Raw genomic sequence first — 18,521 nt, forward strand, 5'->3', positions numbered from 1 at the left:
TAACTTATGCAGTATGAACAAACACCAAGATATTGATGCCGAACTGTTGCCCGAGATCACAACGATCGAAGGACCGCTCGCTCAGCGGGTTCACCACTCATTGAAGCAGGCGATTCTCTCACTAGATTTCCCACCCGGAGCGAACCTCAGGAAGGCACCTGTGTGTGAAAGATTGGGTGTGTCGCGCGCACCTGTGGCCGATGCGATCGCGCGTTTAGCCTCGGAAGGGCTGGTGGATGTAGTGCCGCAATCAGGCACTCGCGTATCCTACTTTTCGATGGACGAGATCCGCGAAGGCGTATTCCTGCGTGAAGCGCTTGAACTTGCAACTGTCGCCAAAGTCGCGCGCGACATAACCGACGTTCAGCGTAAAAGGTTAAGCCGCAATATGCGTCTGCAGGAACTGTTGATTATGGATGATGATATCCCAGGCTTTTATCAGGCTGATGAAGAGTTCCACAGTCTTCTGATGGAATTTACAGGCTTCCGCCGCCTCGCCGACGTTGCCCAAACCGTTTCCTTACAGGTCAGTCGCGCACGCATGCTATTGCTGCCCACCCCTGGCCGGATCGCTGAAACACTGGCAGAACACAGGGCCATTTTCGAGGCAATCAGCAATCGCGACGAACAGGCCGCGCAGGTCGCTATGCGCGCCCACCTCGGGCAGTTGATGCCGCGCATTGAGCAGTTGGAGCAACTGAAGCCGCATCTGTTCAACCTCACCCCACAGCTGAATAGCGAGGCAGGATGACCGTTTCCCAAACAGAATTACTGAACAACCGGACCACGCGGCCCGTTCCCCTGACCCGCATGGGGTTCGGTGGGGCACCATTGGGGAACCTGTACCGAAAAGTCTCGGACGAGGACGCGCAGGCGGCATTGCAGACCGCCTATGACGCAGGCATCCGTTTTTTCGACACAGCGCCGCAATACGGGCTTGGCCGATCAGAGCATCGGTTTGGGCAGGCGATTGGTCGGTTCGGGCGCGAAAACATCCAGCTTTCAACCAAGATCGGTCGCCTGTTACTGGATTGCGAACCGCATGAAGTAACGCCCGAAGCTTTCGTCGATGTACCGCAGAAACGGATCGTGTTTGACTATACCTATGACGGCGTAATGCGGTCTTACGAGGCAAGCCGCAACAGGATCGGTGTCGCCAATTCTGACATTCTTCTGGTCCATGATGTCTGTGTCTTCAGCCAAGGCAGCCAAGAGGTTTCGGACGCCAAGGTGCGTGAACTGTTTGATGGCGGAGGTTACAAGGCTTTGACCGAGCTGCGCGATGCGGGTGAAATCGCAGCAATCGGCGCAGGTGTAAACGAATGGCAGGTTTGCGAGAAACTTCTTGGGCTGGGCGACTTCGACGGGTTCCTTTTGGCTGGGCGCTATACATTGCTTGAACAAGAGGCCCTCGACAGTTTCCTGCCACTCTGCGAGCAGCGCGATGTCGGGATCATCCTCGGAGGACCTTACAATTCAGGCATTCTCGCGACCGGAGCAGTGCCCGGCGCCAAGTACAATTATGCTGACGCGCCCGAAGACATTCTGGACCGGGTCCGCAAGATCGAAGCCGTTTGCGCGGCGCACGACACTCCGTTGATTGCCGCAGCACTGCAATTTGTTCTGGGTCATCCTTGCGTCAAAACAGTAGTTCCCGGAGCCGTAAACGCATCCGAAGTACAATCCAACGTGGCACTAATGGAGCGCAACATTTCTTCCGGCCTGTGGTCGGACTTGCGGTCCGAAGGCCTGATCCGACCTGATGCGCCACTGCCAAGCGAGACAGCTGATGCTGCGTAACATCGACCCGATCCTTTCGCCGGAGTTGCTTTTCACCCTCAGGGCCATGGGCCACGGGGATGAGATTGTTATCGCAGATGCGAATTTTCCGGGCACCAGCATGGGACCAGACTGCATCCGGGCCGATGGGTCTACAGCCAGTGAAATGTTGAAGGCCGTACTTTCTGTGATGCCTTTGGATACGTTCGTTCCTGATCCGGCGTTGAGCATGCAGGTTGTTGGCGACCCCAAAGCGATTCCTGACGCAGTCGCGGATTTTCAACGCATCATCGACACGACCGCCGACAACCCGGCCAAAGTTCAGGGCTTGGAACGGTTTGCATTCTACGAGCGTGCGGCCAACGCGTTTGCCATCGTTCAAACGGGCGAACGCAGGCTTTATGGCAACATCATCCTGAAAAAGGGTGTGATCGCATGAGGATCGACGCGCATCAGCATTTCTGGGCTTTGGCGCGCTGCGACTATGGCTGGCTGACGCCCGATCTGGACACGATCTACCGGGATTTCACGCCGGACGATCTAATGCCCCTGCTTAAGGCTGCCGGGATCGATGGCACAGTCCTTGTCCAGGCGGCGCCCACTGTGGCTGAGACGGAATACATGCTCTCGCTGGCCGACCAGAATGCGTTTATCAAAGGTGTTGTCGGCTGGGTTGATTTTGAAGCCGATGATGTTGGCTCACAGATTTCTGCGTTAGACGCCCATCCGGCACTGGTCGGTCTTCGTCCGATGATACAGGACATCGCTGACCCTCTGTGGATGCTCGGCGACACGCTGCCTCCAGCTTTCGAGGCTGTCCAACGGCATGACCTGACATTCGATGCATTGACCTTGCCCCAACATCTGGGCCCGCTCAGACAACTTCTGGAACGCCATCCGAAAATGCGTGTAGTCGTCGACCATGGCTCGAAACCGCTGATCAAAGACGCAATCTTGGGTGACTGGTCCAACAACATGGCCGCCTTGGCCCGAGATACAAATGCATGGTGCAAGCTTTCAGGCCTTGTGACCGAGGCTGCAGCAGACTGGACGATCGACGATCTGCGCCCGTACGTGGATCACCTGCTGAACACCTTCGGTCCATCGCGTCTGATCTGGGGTAGCGATTGGCCAGTTTGCACTTTGGCCAGTAGCTATGAGCGCTGGTGTGAAACCACCGACATGTTGCTGAAACATCTGAGCAGCGCAGAACGACAGGCAATAATGGGTGGCAACGCCGCCTGCGCCTACAACCTCAGGAATTAAAATGACCATAGGTACATTGGATTCGAACGGGCTGTGGCTCGGCCGTATTGAGCGCGGCGGAATCGGCCCCAGCGTGGTGACCCTGCGCAATGGGCGGATTATCGATATCACGTCAAAAACGGCACCAACTGTCAGGGACATTCTGGAACGCGACGATGAAGCAGATCATGTGCGCAACGCCCAAGGTGAAGATATCGGCCCTTTGGACGCCGACCACCAATGGCTGGCCCCGTGTGACCTGCAGGCGGTCAAGGCCTGTGGTGTCACATTTGCCGGGTCCATGGTCGAACGCGTAATCGAGGAACAAGCCGCCGGTGATCCTGCCAAAGCCGACGCGATCCGGGCGCGCATCGGAGATCGGATCGGCGACAGCCTCTCGAACATCGTACCTGGATCGGACGCGGCCGCAGAGGTCAAAGAAGCACTGATCGCCGAAGGCCTCTGGAGTCAGTACCTTGAAGTCGGGATCGGCCCCGATGCCGAGGTGTTCTCCAAAGCACAAGTTTTGTCTTCGGTCGGGTTTGGTTCAGAAATCGGTCTTCACCCGATTTCGACCTGGAACAACCCCGAGCCCGAGGTCGTTCTGGCCGTTACTTCTAAGGGCGAGATTAAGGGCGCTACGCTGGGGAACGACGTCAACCTGCGTGACGTTGAAGGTCGTTCGGCTTTGTTGCTGAGCAAAGCAAAGGACAACAATGCCTCTTGCGCGATCGGACCGATGATCCGGTTGTTCGATGATGGGTTCACACTGGACGATGTACGCCAGGCTGAACTTGCGCTGACCGTGACCGGATCGGATGGATTTGTGCTGAACGGAAGCTCATCTATGTCCCAGATCAGTCGCGATCCTGCAGACCTTGTGAAGCAGACTATCGGGCGCCATCACCAATATCCTGATGGGCTGATGCTTTTCCTTGGCACCCTGTTCGCCCCGACCCAAGACCGTGACACACCTGGCGGTGGGTTCACTCACAAAATTGGCGATGTCGTCACTATCTCCAATACGCGCCTTGGAGCGCTGACAAACACCGTGCGCCTGTCGACGGAATGCCCCGAATGGACCTTTGGGGCCTCACACCTGATGCGAAACCTCGCCCATCGCGGCCTGCTGTAAGAGAGAACGAATATGTTGACCGGAAAACACCTGATTGCTGGCGAATGGATCGGCGCAGACACCACTTTTGCGTCAGAACCAGCGCATGGACCAAGCCATGACTTTTCTGTGGGGACAGCGGCGATGATTGATAACGCGGTGGAGGCAGCAGAGTCGGCATTTGCCACTTTCGGGTGGTCCTCTCGTACCGAACGTGCCGCGCTGTTGCGCAAGATCGCAGATGAGATTGATGCCCGCGGGGATGCCATCACCGAAATCGGCACTCAGGAAACCGGCTTGCCCGAGGCGCGCCTGCAGGGGGAACGTGGCCGTACCGTCGGCCAGCTGCGCCTCTTCGCCGATCACATCGAAGCGGGTAATTATCTGGACATGCGCCATGACCCGGCCATGCCGGATCGTACACCCCTGCCCCGCCCCGACTTGCGCATGATCCAGCGCCCGCTGGGTCCTGTTGCGGTGTTCGGCGCGTCGAACTTCCCATTGGCCTTCTCGGTTGCTGGGGGCGATACCGCCGCGGCACTGGCCGCAGGATGTCCGGTTGTCGTTAAAGGCCATTCGGCCCATCCCGGCACGGGCGAGATCGTGGCGCAGGCCATCGACGCCGCCATCAAGGCGACCGGAGTTCATCCCGGAGTGTTTTCATTGGTACAGGGTGGCAAACGGGATGTGGGCACGCGATTGGTGCAACATCCCTTGATCCGGGCGGTTGGCTTTACGGGCAGCCTCGGAGGTGGACGGGCGCTGTTCGATTTATGCGCGCAACGCGATGAACCCATTCCGTTTTTTGGCGAACTGGGTTCAGTCAATCCGATGTTCATACTGCCGCAAGCGGCGGCCGCGCGCGGTGCTGAAATCGGCAATGGCTGGGCCGCGTCCCTAACCATGGGCGCTGGACAGTTCTGCACCAACCCCGGTATCGCCGTGATCATCGACGGTCCTGATGCTGACGCGTTTCAAGCAGCGGCAGAGGCTGGCCTGTCTTCGGTGGCCGAGCAGACAATGCTGACCGATGGAATTGCGGAGGCATACCGAAACGGAGTTTCGCGTGTAGCTGCTGGTACCGGTGTATCGAAGATTATCGGCACAAGCTGCAAGTCACGCGATGCGGCCCCATACCTGTTCACTGTTTCAGGTGATGACTGGCTCGCCAATCGGAAGCTGCAAGAAGAAGTCTTCGGACCATTGGGCATCATCGTACGCGTGAACGACAGCTCTCAGATGCAACAGATCGCGCGGGCCATCGAAGGGCAGTTGACCTGCACACTACATCTGGACGCTGGCGACAAACCCGACGCTCAGGCACTGCTACCGCTGCTTGAACGAAAGGCTGGGCGATTGTTGGCCAACAGCTTTCCGACCGGGGTCGAAGTTTGCGATAGCATGGTTCACGGAGGCCCCTACCCCGCCTCAACCAACTTTGGCGCAACATCCGTGGGAACATTGTCGATACGCCGTTTCCTGCGGCCGGTTTGTTATCAGGACATCCCATCCGAGCTTCTACCCGAGAAATTGTGAGGTTGTTTATGTCGACAATCAACCCATCCAACCGGCTTGCAGATAAGACCGCTCTCATCACAGCAGCTGGCCAAGGCATTGGCCGTGCAACCGCCGAATTGTTCGCTGCCGAAGGCGCACGGGTGATAGCCAGCGACATCAACGATGCTGCGCTTGCCGAATTGGGCGGTATTCCGGGTATCGAACCGCTGCAACTGGACGTAATGGACGATAAGGCCGTTACAGATGCAGCGGTCAATCTGCCGCAACTGGACATTCTGTTTAACTGCGCAGGTTATGTAGCGGGGGGATCAATTCTTGAATGCACTGAAAAGGATTGGGATTTCAGCTTTGACCTCAACGTAAAGGCCATGTTCAGACTGATCCAACTGACTCTACCCGGAATGCTGAAAGCAGGCGGAGGATCGATCATCAATATGTCGTCGGTCGCATCGTCCATGAAAGGCGTGCCCAACCGATTTGCGTATTGCGCGTCAAAAGCAGCGGTGATTGGCCTGACCAAGTCTGTGGCAGCCGATTTTGTGACCCAGGGCATTCGGTGCAACGCGATTTGTCCAGGTACGGTGGACAGCCCCAGCCTGCATGACCGGCTTCGCACCACCGGGGATTATGAGCAGGCAATGACTGATTTCATCGCCCGTCAACCGATGGGCCGTATTGGCACAGCGGAGGAGATCGCTGAACTGGCTCTGTATTTGGCCAGTGATGCCAGCAGATACACTTCGGGCCAGCCCTTTGCCATAGATGGCGGCTGGACGATCTGAGCAGGAAGGACCTGACAATGAAACTACTACGCTATGGCCCGAAGGGCGCTGAGAAACCCGGCATTTTGGCCTCAGACGGCTCGGTTCGCGACCTTTCCGGTGTGGTGGATGATATCTCGGGCGATACTCTTGGCGATGTCGTTCTTGAAAAGCTGCGCGCACTAGATTTGGCCAGCCTGCCATTGGTAAACGGCAACCCGCGCATCGGTCCTTGCGTTGGCAATGTTGGTAAGTTCATTTGCATTGGCCTGAATTATGCTGATCACGCAGCAGAAAGCGGCATGGAATTGCCTGCTGAGCCCGTGATCTTCTTCAAAGCCACCTCGGCCATCGCCGGCCCCGACGATACCGTAGAAATCCCGCGCGGATCGGTCAAAACCGATTGGGAAGTTGAGCTGGGCGTCGTTATCGGCAAAGAGGCCAAATATGTCTCTGAGGCGGAAGCCATAGACCACGTCGCCGGCTACTGCGTAGTGAACGATTTGTCAGAACGTGACTTTCAGCTTCATCGCTCTGGCCAATGGGTCAAAGGAAAGTCTGCGGACACGTTCGGCCCAATTGGCCCCTGGCTGGTAACACGAGACGAAGTCCCCGACCCGCAGAACCTTCCGATGTATCTTGAGGTAAACGGGCACCGATATCAGGACGGATCAACCAAAACGATGCATTTTGGCGTAGCGACGGTCATCTCGCATCTGTCGCAATTTATGTCTTTGCAACCCGGTGACGTAATTTCTACAGGCACACCCCCGGGTGTTGGTATGGGACAGAACCCGCAGACCTACTTGAATCCCGGCGACAAAATGGAGCTTGGTATTCAGGGTCTGGGCACGCAACGTCAGAACGTCATCCAGGGATGAGATCGCGCTGTTGGCGAATGCCATATGTAGCCTTGAAGCAACAAAAGTAAGCGAGAAGGTTTTGTCTCAGATAACGCCGCCCGTATACTGATTATCTATCAGGCCAGTATATATTCTTATAGGCGCTTCTCGCGCGATTAATCCGGTATTTGTAGTATCGGATCAGGTTACCGAACATCTTTCTGGTTGCTTCGGGCGTTTCAATACTGAGAAGAGTCATTGTTTTTTTGCAAGCTTTAACAAAGCCTGTCCTTAAATCACGATTCAGCAGGCCCCTAAGCCGGCTAGATGGGGCGCCTTCGCATTAAAGTAGGCAGACCGATACAGCTCTTAATAATACTTATTAAAGTATTTTGCACACTACGCCCAAATGACCTTCTACTCGGTCAATCATTCAACCCATCGCCGCCCTTTCTTTGGCAAGCCACAGCGCAATCATATCCCTCATTGATAGGTGCTCACGGCCAATCCGTTATATGCTCACGCGCCTCGAATATGTTTCGGTACGCTATGTTGGTCTTCCCGTTGAAATGTAGTGCCGGGGCGCTCGAAGATAGAAGCGATCGCGTCGTCCCTGCCCTGCCGCGAAAACTGTGTATCTGTTCAGCCGCGACTAACTACATAAATTGTAGATTATCTGCCCTAGTTCCATATCAATACGTTAAGAAACCTTCTACTGATGGCCTGAACTTTTAGTCGTCAACTCTGCTCGGAACATACCTGCCCGAACTACAAAACAAGAATTTGAGGCCGGGCGGTAAAAGCTAAGCGTTTAGATGGTCTCCCAGGGTACCGTATTACACGATTGGTCTGTTTGTGCAAAAAAACGGCGCTGAAATTAACCAGCGCCGCGCTTCGGATCTATCTCGCTAAGCCCGTCTTACCCGTGGGTAAGATCGTCTTCTTCTCGCAGATCCTCGATCAAAGTGGCCACAGCACGTTCTAATTTCGCCCTATCGACACGGGTGAAATCGAGATCATAGCGAAGTTCGATCCTTCCGCTGGATGCAGAACATTTTGCAATCCCTGCCCTGCCCCTTACCTGAAACGTTGTCTTCGCGCGGCGTGGTTTACCTACGGCTTCAGCCTTTGGCTTAGCGGCGGTCGCATTTTCGGTTGTGAGAAAATCGCGAAGAATGGCCACTTCGCGCACGCTGTCGCGATTTGGTTCACTCACCAAAGCCGTACTGACTTGTCGGATCAATCCAGGATCAGAGTCGAGCTTTCGTTTGAGTTCAACACCCACATTCCGTGGAATATCGTTTGGGTGCATAAGAACCTTTTCCAATATGGCCAGCAAACTCGCAAACGCCCGTATATAGCTGCGCTTGGTATAGCTTGCAGATTTAAACAAGGTTGAAACCGCTTTGTCGACATCCGGACAATCATTGGCGGGATCTTCCGCATAGGCACGCGCAAGCGCGCCCATTTCCGCAAACGAGATATCCTTTCGGATCAGGTTTTCATCGACCATGCGACGATAGCTATCATCCAGCTCTGCAACGTCAGAAACACCGGCCGGAATCGTCGCAAATCGCGCGTCGCCAGTTTCCTCAAGTAATGCGCGAAATGCCGATAATCTGCGCATTCCTTGAATTAACTCAAAGCGTCCATCGTTGCGACGCTCGACCCGGATCGGGTTCGAAAGACCCACATCCTGAATAGAAGCCTTCAACTCATCCAACTCAGGATCAGGGCCAGGCTTGCGGTCGCGCGTCAGGCGCTCGGTAACAACATCCGCCAATGCGATCTGTTCAGTAACATACCCTTCTGAACGTAGTCGCACAAGCTCGTGCGCTAACCTGTCATTTTCGACCCTGATTGCATCTTCGGTAGTTTGCTGGTCGCGTAGCGCATTAGCGTTCTCGGAGATTGCAGTAGCCATCGGTCCGCGCCTTTTCTCAAGCGCTTTATCCGGAACCTTGCCAACCGGGATTTCTTCCATCGCTGGCATATCGATATCGAACATTCTGCGTTTTCGGCTCATACGTCATCCTCCAGCTTGTCCCAGGCCGATAGCATGACGCCCCGGAATTCATCATAAACATTATCAAATGTCGAACGCGCGCGACGCCAGGTTTCCCTCGTCATCTCACGGTAATCCATCTCATAAACTGAACTCAGGAATCGACCCGATTGCTCGACCGCGCGCGTCATCTCGACCGGGTGCTCGGCGAGGTGCTCACCAAAGACTTTGCGGAATGCGTCATACATCGCTGTGTGCAGTGCATTCCCCGGTTCGTAGCGCGTAAGCAAAAACCGAATTTCGCAGAATGTCTTGGGTAAACCAATCTTACCCGTGGGTAAGGTCTTGTCGAAACCATAGGCCAGATCTTCGAGGGCTTCAGCCAACTGTCCAATGAATGAGGTGGTTGAATCGTATTCCCAGTATCCGGGCCCCGACGGGATATACAACATGTCTGCTGCGAACACCGCATTCATCGATTGGTATCCTATCGCAGGCGGGCAATCGAACAGGATCAGGTCATAAGCATCATTCGGTATTTGATCCAGATAGCGAGACACAGCTGCAAAAAAAGACCACTCAGGATTCAGGTGCCGATATTGTGCTGATGCGAATTCGACGAAAGCAGCATTGGCGCAAGAAGGGATCGCATCAATCGTTGACCATGAGGTCTGCTTGATAAAATCAGAAATGCGCAGTTCGCCGAGGCCCATATCCGTGATGGAAGGTGGTAACTCTCGGCGGGGCAGGGCGGTTCCTGACTCCGCAGCCGCAGGGCGGTTATTCATGCGCTCGGTTTCACGGATCAGATCCCGCGCCATGATACCCCAGACGGTGAAATCTTCAGCGACATCGGTCAGACCCATCGAATGGCTGAGCGTCGCCTGAGGGTCAAAATCCACCACTAATACTCGGTAGCCGTCCAGAGCAGCGGCGTGCGCAAGATGCAACGCCACGGTCGACTTGCCAGCCCCCCCTTTGAAATTGGCAACAGCGGCCCGAACCGCCCGCTTGCCTGCAGGGCGTGGGGGAGTGAGCGCTTTGCGATTGACCTTAAGCCGCCGCCTGAGCTCATTTACCTCTTCCAGACTAAACCAACGCTGCCGCCCATCAGGCTCGACCTCGCCTCCCGGCAATGAAGGATCGGCGGCCAGCTTTCCTCGGAAAGTCGATTGGTTCACCTTAAAGATCAGCTCGGACACCTCCCAGCTTGAGAACCGCCTTAGCGTCTTCTCCATCTCAGGGCTGAAAGTCTGCTGGCGAATCCAGCCTTGCAATTTCAGGGACTGGGTGCGCAATGCATTCAGGTCTTCGTGCGTGTACATGCCTCAGTTCTCATTCTTCTGGACGTTATTTTTCTCTCTTTTGTTATTTACGCTCGATTTGCATATTTGGCAAAAGAAATTATTGTAAGGTTGTGATGTTACCCACGGGTAAGAAAATATGGCTGTATGTAATGCTGACCGATTCGGAACGCTGCTGCTCTCTGCAATCGTCCTGACTTCGGATATCCTACCAGATTTAGGGGGTCACAACTGAAGTAAATACGGCATATAGGGGGACATTATTGTTCCATAAGGGGACACCCAGTATGTCCCCCATCACCATAAATTCACCTATTTCTTTAATTTTTGATAGCGAATAGCACCTATCAAATAGCGTGATCTCAACGAACTCTTGACAGAATCGAAGTATTGGACGCTAATCAGTGAACAATCACGAAAAGCGTTGGGAAACGGCGCGATTACGGCGGGATCAACCCGCATGAGGCAAAAAAGAGCGGTGAGGAAACGGATGCAGGTTGCGAAACCGGTCGGGCGAAATGCGCCTGCACTGAAGTACGATATCTTGTCGGCGCTCGCCGTTCACGCCTTATCAGGTGACAAGCATCGTCATCGCAGTGTTCTTCGCATCATGACATTAATTACCACGCGCTATAACTGGCGCTCCAATGAACTGTCGATTGGTCGGGAAGAGATCGCTCGGTTGTGGTCCGTGAACGAACGCACAGTTAAACGTGAGATGGCTAAGCTGCGCAGCGCAGGCTGGATTGCGGTCAAACGACCCGCCGCTCGGGGTCGGGTTGCGGTTTATGAACTCGACCTCAAGCAGATCATGCTGGACACAATCGAAACCTGGCCCGTCATCGGGACGGATTTCCAAGAACGAATGCAGCAGAAGCCAGAGCGCGATACCAATGTTGTGCCATTTCAGTCAAAGCCATCGATCCCGCCGCCACAGGGTGAAGACGTTTGGGCACAGGTTCAATCGATCCTACATGAGCGTGACCCAGAACTTTGGTCCAGTTGGTTCAAGCATCTGAACGAAGCCGAAAGGGCAGGGGGCCTGGCGATTCTGATTGCGCCAACGCGTTTCATGGCGGATTACATTGCACAGAAATGGTCGGGGAGGGTTTTGGCCGCTTATTCGCGTGTAGACCCTTCGGTTCGAACAATTCGCATTGAAGCGGCAGAATAGGGCGCGGGCTTGCTCAACTGGCAACAGGCGACTATCTAGCGGAAACTGTTTATGAGCGCGTCAGATGTGACATAGCTCGATCCTGATCACAGTGGACATGTGCATTGCAAAAGATCAAATCAAAATTTGCGGCCGTATTGAGTGATTCCGTCCTGTGGCGACTGCTCTCCGAAAATATGCGCGAGCAAGCGGTCCCTTATACCATCGCGATCATCGCGATGGTATTTGTTGCGGCAACCACTGCAGGTATCGCCTTTATCATGCGTGATGTGGTGGATTCGCTGTTTGACAGTGAAAACTCAGCCAAGATTTTCGGCGTTTCGATGGCTGTATTCTCGATCTTCCTGGTCAAAGGGATTGCGACTTACGTCCAGATTGTGGCTCTGACCCGTGCCGGTAACCGGATCGTCTCGAAACAGCAGATCAAGCTTTACGACAAACTTTTGCGGCAAGGGGTGTCATTCTTCAATTTGACCGAAAGCTCGGATCTGTTGTTGAAGGTGACACAAACCGCCCAGGCTGCGCGCACGGTGATCGAGATCATGGTGACCACTGCGGTGCGCGATATGCTTACATTGATTGGTCTTTTGGCCGTGATGTTCTACCAGCAACCGATCTTGTCTTTGTTTACGCTTATCGTCGGCCCTTTGGCGATCTTGGGTGTTCGCATGCTGCTTCGCAAAGTGCGAGAGATTGCGGATATGGAGCTGCAATCGATGGGCGCGATCATGAAGGTCATTCAAGAAACCTCGGCTGGTATACGTGTGGTCAAGTCCTTCGGATTGGAAGAGCGCATGGCCCTCGAAATGAATTCGGCGGTGAAAAGCGTTGAGAAGCGCCGCAACAAGCTTGCGCGTTTGCAAGCTGCGACGAGCCCGCTGACGGATATCCTGGCCGGGTTTGCAATTGCCTCGGTCATCGGGTTGAGCGCTGGTAAGCTGTTTGGCGCTGCAGCGTCCACTCCGGGTGAACTGATGTCGTTCGTGACCGCTGTGATGATGGCCTATGAGCCCGCGAAGCGCCTGACGAAGGTGCGGGTGAAGATGGAACTGGGTCTGCGCCGGGTGCAGATGTTGTTCAATATGTTGGACGAGCCTGAAACTCTGCCGGAAGAGGCCAATCCCAAAAGCCTGCCTGATGGTCCGCGAGAGGTGGTGTTCGACGCCGTCACTTTCGGCTACCGTCGTCGCGATCCGATCCTGAAAGGGCTTTCGTTGACGTTCGAAGCTGGCAAGACCACCGCTCTGGTTGGTCTGTCCGGCGGCGGCAAGTCGACCATTTTGAATTTGGCCCTGCGCCTTTATGACCCGAGCAGTGGTTCGGTATCGATCGATGGTCAGGATATCAAGTACGCCTCGTTCAAATCACTGCGCCAGAACATGTCGTTCGTCGGGCAAGAGACGTTTCTGTTTTCGGCCTCAATCGCCGACAACATCCGTTTTGGCCGTGAGGGTGCCTCGCAAGACGACGTGATCGAGGCTGCCAAGGCCGCGAATGCCTATGACTTCATCATGTCGCTTGAGAAAGGCTTTGACACTCTGGTTGGTGAAAATGGTGCCTTCCTGTCCGGTGGTCAAAAACAGCGCCTTGCGATTGCGCGCGCGCTTCTGCGCGACAGCCCGATCCTGCTGCTGGACGAACCAACTAGTGCGCTGGACTCGCGGTCGGAACATCTGGTTCAGGAGGCATTGGGCCGCCTGACCGAGGGGCGCACGACAATCATTGTGGCTCACAGGCTTTCAACCATCATGCATGCGGACAAGATCGTCGTGATTGAGGCTGGTGAAGTTCTTGAGCAGGGCAGCGCCCAACAGTTGCTGAAGAAACCGGGACCATTCAAAACCCTGTATGACCATCAGTACTCGAACGCCGTCAATGCCGAATGATCCCGACGTGATCCAGCGGCCTGACATTACACCGGCGCGTTCGCCCCTGAGCGCGTCAGTGATCATCCCGACCTATCAAAGCTGGGACCAATTGCAGCTTTGTCTGGATGGGCTCGCCTCTCAGACACTGAACACAAACCAGTTCGAGATACTTGCAGTCAACAATGATCCGACCGACCCCATGCCAGACGGGTTTCGCCTGCCCGCCAACGCCCGCATCCTAAGTGAGGCAAAACCCGGCTCATACGCAGCGCGCAACCGGGGAATCGAAGAAGCCACCTCGGAGCTACTGTTTTTCACCGACTCCGATTGTCAGCCTGACCCGCTCTATCTAGAGGCCGGGTTGAAAATAGCCGAAGACCACCCCGAGGTTAATCGCTTTGGCGGCAATGTAGTGCTGATCCCGAACGGGCAGGATTGGACGACGACCGAACTCTATGATGTTCATTTGGGATTAGAGCAAAAAAAATGGGTGGAACGGGGGCGTGCGGTTACGGCCAATCTGATCGTACGGCGGGAGCTTATGGATCGCATCGGTCGGTTCAACGACACGGTGTTGTCCGGCGGGGACATGGAATGGAATGATCGTGCTCAATCTGCGGGCGAAGCGATTGTGTTTGCCGAAGACGCCATCGTCCGTCATCCGGCGCGCGACAGTCTTGAGGATCACATCACCAAAGCCCGTCGTATTGAGGGGGCTAGGCTGCGCCGCAATGCCAAGCGCGGCATCGTTAATTACATCCCGCCTTTGCAGAAATTGATCCCTTCCTTCAAGACGTTAAAAAATCTCCTGAGGAATCAGGATCTGTCAACCAAACAGGCTTTTGGTGTGTGGGGCGTTCACTATGTGATCCGCGTTGCAAAAATTACGGAAACCATCCGACTTCTCTGGATGCGGAGGCCTGACCAGCGGAAGTAGTGGCCACTGGCAAAGATAAACCACCTTCAGACCATGACGCTACGCGTTCTGGTTCGGCCTAATTCAAGTTGATCCTTACGGTAGGACTCTTGGACAAGTGACTTCGGCACACTCTGCGTTCGCCGCTCGACCAATTAGCTTTGTTTAACATGGCGCTCTGGAAATCAATGTACTCTAGCTTTGAGCTCTTTCATCACAGCTGGTGGCACGATTAAAGTCGATCTCCGCGTTCGTGTATATTGATGTTCAGTACTTTGTTCATATCTGATCACGCTGATCCAGGTACCGATTGCACAGGGCATTGACTGTTGCGTGCAGGATGATGGTAAGTAGCGCCAACACGATTAGCGCGGCGAACATCAGGTCGGTTTTGGCACGGCCATTGGCCAGCAACATCAGATATCCCAGCCCACGCGACGCTCCGACCCATTCACCGATGACGGCACCGATCGGGGCATAGACGGCAGCCAGACGCAGGCCGCTGGCAAATCCGGGCAGAGCAGATGGAATACGGATGTGCCACATTACTCGGGCAGGTGACGCCCCCATGACCCGAGCCAGATCCAGCCAGTCGCGATTACTGCGCATCAGTGCATCAAAGAAAGACGAAGTAACCGGGAAATAAATGATCAGCAGCGCCATGGCGATTTTGGCCTCGAGCCCGAAGCCAAGCCACAGGGTCAGAATCGGTGCGAGGGCAAAGACGGGGATGGTCTGGGAAAACACCAAAATTGGTCGCACCAGCGCGCGTGCTAGCGGTGAGGCGGCAAGGCCGATGGCCGACAGCCCGCCCAGCACTGCGCCAAGGGCCAGCCCGATCAGCACTTCGGTCGCGGTGACCAGCCCATGCTCCAGCAGAAGGTTGCGGCTGTTCCAAATGGTTTCGGAAACCAGCGCTGGCGGGGGCAAGATAAAACGCGGCAAGCCGGTGGCCCAAACCACCAGTTGCCAAAGCGCTAGTGCCATTGCGGTGGCGGCGATACCCGCACGCCAACCTGTCATCGGGCTACCGGGAAGCCTGCCCATGCGGCATCGAAAAAGGCACGCTCAAGGGCGACGGCCTTGCCGAAGGTTGCAGCGACCTCGGCCTGTGCCTGGTCCGAAAGGGTCGACCAGATCGCGTCCAATTGTCCACGTAGGTAGGCGACCACACTTTCGAACCCGTCGCCTGAGTGCAGAGTGATCCATTCCCCCAGCCAGAACGGCAGATCTTCGGCGCGGGCTTCGACCGGGCTGGCCCAATCCAGATAGACCCATTCCGCGACCACCAACACCGCCAGCATCCGCTCGTAGCGCCCGGATGTGCGGGCTTCGTCCATCAGGGCCTGAAACGCCAGGGTTTCGGGTGCGGCTTCGCTTGCCTGGGGCACGTCCAGCGCGTCTAATGCACGCAGGAAGTACGTGTTCTCTGGCCCGCAGATCTGGCCCAGAAAGCGCGCGCCCGGCACAGCATCGGCGAGGTTGGGTGCATGCGCCACTGCTGAGGCCAGCAGACGCACGAAGCCTTCCACGAAAAGGTAATCCTGCTGTAAATAGCCAGCCATTTTGCCGTGATCGAGCATTCCGGTTGCCAGCGCATTGGTAAAGTCATGTGTCGTGGCCGCTGTCCAGTTGTCCTGGTTCAGCGCCCTGAGAGTTTCGCTTGTGCTCATCTGTCAGTCCTGAGTTGTTGAAGCAGCGCGGCCTGGATGCCCAGCACGCCCGGATCATCAACAGGGCGCGGGATGCTGCCCATTGGAGTTTCGACCGGGTGCAGCCCGTCGCGCGTCATGATCATGATGTTCTGCCCCAGCCGCGCCACTTCGGCCGGGTCATGGGTGATAAGCAGCACCGTACGTCCCTTCAGCAGCTGTGCGGTGAGGTCCTGCATATGCACCCGAGTCAGGGCATCAAGGGCGGAAAAAGGTTCGTCCAGCAGCACAATGGGGCGGTCTTCCATCAGGGTTCGGGCCAAGGCCACGCGCTGTCTCTGCCCACCGGAGAGCTCTCCCGGTTTCTTGTCTAGATGCGCGCCTAGCCCAACTTGCTCCAGCACGTGCTCGGCTCGATCCCGGTCAAGCGTCTCGCCGCGCAATCGTGCCCCTATTGCCACATTGTCGAGCGCTGATAGCCAAGGCAGCAACAAATCACTCTGCGCCATTAGGGCCACCCGCCCGGCCAGCGCGCCACCGTCCGAGGCCCAGATTTCACCGTCCAAAGAAACATGGTCTCCCAGTCCGGCCAGCAGCTTGAGCACTGTGGATTTGCCCACACCACTGGCCCCCAGAAGACAGGTCCACCGCCCTGCATCAAGTCGCAGATCAATGCCGTGCGCGATGGATGTGTCGCCAATCGACAGTGATCCGCGCAGATATAGGGCGGGGGCCGGGCTCATGGCTGCGATGCCATGCCCCAAAAGCCGACCTCAAGCTCGGTCGCCTTGTGGAAGCGGTCGCAAAGATTTGCCCAACGTGGGCAGTTTTGCGGGTCATCCCCGATGCGCCGCGCTACCACGCCATCGATCAGCGCGCCAACATCGCAGCAGACCTGTTGGTAATCTTCCCCGCCATAAGTGTTGATCCAATCGGCATAGGTTTCCGAGGTCTTTGTCGCCGAAAGCTCCGCCCCGATCACACCATAGCCCATGACGCAGGGGGCCAGTGTGGCCAGCAGATCAAGCATATCCCCTGAATGCCCGGCATCCAGCACATAGCGTGTATAGGCAAGATTAGCCTGACGCTCTTGCGTTGCAATAAGTTCTTCCTCGGAAATCCCAGCCTCGGCGCAGATGCCGATATGCAGGGCAAGCTCGTCATTGATCAGTGCATTCACTGTCCCCGCGGCGAGGCGCATATCCGCGACGGTCTCGGCCTTGGTCACCACCAGCGCCCAAGCGCGGGCGAAATGGATCAAAAAAACGTAGTCCTGTTTGAGATAATGCAAAAACGCCGCGCGCGGGAGGGTTCCATCACCCATGCCCCGCACGAATGCGTGGCGGGTATAGGCAGGCCAGGTTTCCCCGGCCGCCGCTCGCCACGCCTCAAATGAGGTGCCGTAGTTCATTGTGCCCCCAGATCGACCGCGATTTTCGATACTGGGCGGGTGCCCTCGACTAGGCCGCTTTTGGCCAGAAATTCCTCGAAGCGGATATAGCGGCCTTCGTCCAGCGCCTCAGGACGCAAGGCAAAGCGGGGTAGGGTGTCGACCCAAGCCTTTGCATTCAGCTCGTCGTCCAGCTCTTCCGCGTAGCTTTTGAAAACCTCCCAGCTTTCATCCGGGTTGTTGACGATGTATTGCGTGGCCAGCTCGGTGGCGCGCAGGAAGCGGCGCACCTTGTCCTTGTCCATCAGCTCGGGGTTGGCGACATAGATCAGCTCGTCATATGTCGGCACGCCTTCTTCTTCGACATAGAAGCATCGGCCTTCGACGCCTTCGATTTCCATCTGATTCAGCTCAAAATTGCGATAGGCACCTATCACCGCATCGACCTGCCCCGACATGACCGAAGGGCTGAGCGAGAAGTTGACGTTGATCATCTCGATCTCGTCCAGCGCGACGCCGTGCTTGCCCAGCATGGCACTCAGCACCGCTTCTTCTACGCCGGCAACTGAGAACCCGATCTTGCCGCCCTTTAGCTGGCTGATTTCCTGGATTGGGCCGTCCTTCAGCGTCAAAAGGCAGCTGAGTGGTGTCGCCACTAACGTACCGACACGCATCAGCGGCAGACCTTCGGCTACCTGTAGGTGCTGGTTTGGTTGATAGCTCACGGCGATGTCACCCTGCCCGGCGGCTACCAGTTTCGGTGGGGCCGAGGGATCAGCAGGCGGCACAATCTCGACCTCAAGATTCTGGTCTGCGAAGTGACCCTTTTGCTGCGCTACGATGATCGGACCATGATCAGGGTTCACGAACCAATCCAGCAGGAGAGTCATCTTGTCTTGTGCCAGCGCCGGTGTAGCCATCAGCATCGCCGCTACGGTCAGAAAATGTTTCAA

18 protein-coding genes are annotated in these 18,521 nt (G+C 55.9%); 11 read left to right on the plus strand and 7 right to left on the minus strand.

Features of this window, described 5'->3' with window-relative positions:
- Positions 1-13: 13 nt before the first annotated feature.
- From ACR0NM_RS09000 to ACR0NM_RS09035, 8 genes are read left to right on the plus strand one after another with little or no spacing between them, the layout of a single operon-like run.
- Entirely contained in the window at positions 14-751 is a 738-nt protein-coding gene (locus ACR0NM_RS09000) for a GntR family transcriptional regulator (protein ID WP_170394143.1), read from the plus strand.
- Positions 748-1,800: an aldo/keto reductase gene (locus ACR0NM_RS09005; protein ID WP_480614198.1), complete on the plus strand. Its 1,053-nt coding sequence runs from the start codon at positions 748-750 to the stop codon at positions 1,798-1,800. The genes ACR0NM_RS09000 and ACR0NM_RS09005 overlap by 4 nt, the downstream gene beginning before the upstream one ends.
- Positions 1,790-2,218, plus strand: a complete 429-nt coding sequence (locus ACR0NM_RS09010; protein WP_480614200.1) for an RbsD/FucU family protein — start codon at positions 1,790-1,792, stop codon at positions 2,216-2,218. Before ACR0NM_RS09005 ends, ACR0NM_RS09010 begins: the two co-directional genes overlap by 11 nt.
- The gene (locus ACR0NM_RS09015) at positions 2,215-3,045 is read left to right on the plus strand and encodes an amidohydrolase family protein (protein WP_480614202.1); all 831 of its coding nucleotides are present in this window, start codon (positions 2,215-2,217) and stop codon (positions 3,043-3,045) included. The genes ACR0NM_RS09010 and ACR0NM_RS09015 overlap by 4 nt, the downstream gene beginning before the upstream one ends.
- Position 3,046: 1 nt before the next feature.
- Positions 3,047-4,159 carry a fumarylacetoacetate hydrolase family protein gene (locus ACR0NM_RS09020; protein WP_170394151.1) on the plus strand — a complete coding sequence of 371 codons (1,113 nt, stop codon included), beginning with the start codon at positions 3,047-3,049 and terminating at the stop codon, positions 4,157-4,159.
- Positions 4,160-4,171: 12 nt separating this feature from the next.
- The gene (locus ACR0NM_RS09025; RefSeq protein ID WP_480614204.1) at positions 4,172-5,674 is read left to right on the plus strand and encodes an aldehyde dehydrogenase (NADP(+)); all 1,503 of its coding nucleotides are present in this window, start codon (positions 4,172-4,174) and stop codon (positions 5,672-5,674) included.
- 8 nt (positions 5,675-5,682) lie between these two features.
- Positions 5,683-6,438: an SDR family oxidoreductase gene (locus ACR0NM_RS09030; RefSeq protein ID WP_480614206.1), complete on the plus strand. Its 756-nt coding sequence runs from the start codon at positions 5,683-5,685 to the stop codon at positions 6,436-6,438.
- Positions 6,439-6,455: 17 nt separating this feature from the next.
- Positions 6,456-7,298, plus strand: a complete 843-nt coding sequence (locus ACR0NM_RS09035; protein WP_480614208.1) for a fumarylacetoacetate hydrolase family protein — start codon at positions 6,456-6,458, stop codon at positions 7,296-7,298.
- 880 nt (positions 7,299-8,178) lie between these two features.
- Here ACR0NM_RS09035 and ACR0NM_RS09040 read toward each other — a convergent pair.
- On the minus strand, positions 8,179-9,285 hold the full coding sequence (locus ACR0NM_RS09040; RefSeq protein WP_480614210.1) for a ParB/RepB/Spo0J family partition protein: 1,107 nt from the start codon (positions 9,283-9,285) through the stop codon (positions 8,179-8,181).
- A complete protein-coding gene (locus tag ACR0NM_RS09045) occupies positions 9,282-10,589 on the minus strand; it encodes an AAA family ATPase (protein WP_170423104.1) in 1,308 nt (435 codons plus the stop codon). The genes ACR0NM_RS09040 and ACR0NM_RS09045 overlap by 4 nt, the downstream gene beginning before the upstream one ends.
- A gap of 469 nt (positions 10,590-11,058) precedes the next feature.
- Here ACR0NM_RS09045 and ACR0NM_RS09050 point away from each other — a divergent pair, with 469 nt between their 5' ends.
- The 3 genes from ACR0NM_RS09050 (at position 11,059) to ACR0NM_RS09060 (ending at position 14,547) form a co-directional block, all read left to right on the plus strand.
- On the plus strand, positions 11,059-11,742 hold the full coding sequence (locus tag ACR0NM_RS09050; protein ID WP_480614212.1) for a DnaA N-terminal domain-containing protein: 684 nt from the start codon (positions 11,059-11,061) through the stop codon (positions 11,740-11,742).
- Between the two features lie 137 nt (positions 11,743-11,879).
- Complete coding sequence (locus ACR0NM_RS09055; protein WP_480436466.1) at positions 11,880-13,628, plus strand: ABC transporter ATP-binding protein; 1,749 nt, start codon at positions 11,880-11,882, stop codon at positions 13,626-13,628.
- Positions 13,618-14,547 (plus strand): glycosyltransferase family 2 protein, encoded by a 930-nt coding sequence (locus ACR0NM_RS09060; protein ID WP_480614214.1) that lies wholly within the window; start codon positions 13,618-13,620, stop codon positions 14,545-14,547. The genes ACR0NM_RS09055 and ACR0NM_RS09060 overlap by 11 nt, the downstream gene beginning before the upstream one ends.
- A gap of 258 nt (positions 14,548-14,805) precedes the next feature.
- On the opposite strand, the gene ACR0NM_RS09065 is transcribed toward ACR0NM_RS09060, so the two are convergent.
- Genes ACR0NM_RS09065 through ACR0NM_RS09085 form a run of 5 tightly spaced genes read right to left on the minus strand, consistent with a single transcriptional unit; the run spans position 14,806 to position 18,494 of the window.
- On the minus strand, positions 14,806-15,549 hold the full coding sequence (locus ACR0NM_RS09065; RefSeq protein WP_480614216.1) for an ABC transporter permease: 744 nt from the start codon (positions 15,547-15,549) through the stop codon (positions 14,806-14,808).
- Positions 15,546-16,199: a TenA family protein gene (locus tag ACR0NM_RS09070; RefSeq protein WP_223118547.1), complete on the minus strand. Its 654-nt coding sequence runs from the start codon at positions 16,197-16,199 to the stop codon at positions 15,546-15,548. The genes ACR0NM_RS09065 and ACR0NM_RS09070 overlap by 4 nt, the downstream gene beginning before the upstream one ends.
- Positions 16,196-16,921: an ABC transporter ATP-binding protein gene (locus ACR0NM_RS09075; protein WP_223118546.1), complete on the minus strand. Its 726-nt coding sequence runs from the start codon at positions 16,919-16,921 to the stop codon at positions 16,196-16,198. Before ACR0NM_RS09075 ends, ACR0NM_RS09070 begins: the two co-directional genes overlap by 4 nt.
- Entirely contained in the window at positions 16,918-17,589 is a 672-nt protein-coding gene (gene tenA / locus ACR0NM_RS09080) for a thiaminase II (RefSeq protein WP_223118545.1), read from the minus strand. Before tenA ends, ACR0NM_RS09075 begins: the two co-directional genes overlap by 4 nt.
- On the minus strand, positions 17,586-18,494 hold the full coding sequence (locus ACR0NM_RS09085) for an ABC transporter substrate-binding protein (protein ID WP_480614633.1): 909 nt from the start codon (positions 18,492-18,494) through the stop codon (positions 17,586-17,588). Before ACR0NM_RS09085 ends, tenA begins: the two co-directional genes overlap by 4 nt.
- Positions 18,495-18,521 lie beyond the last annotated feature (27 nt).

It is taken from the genome of Ruegeria sp. AF2, assembly GCF_056542025.1.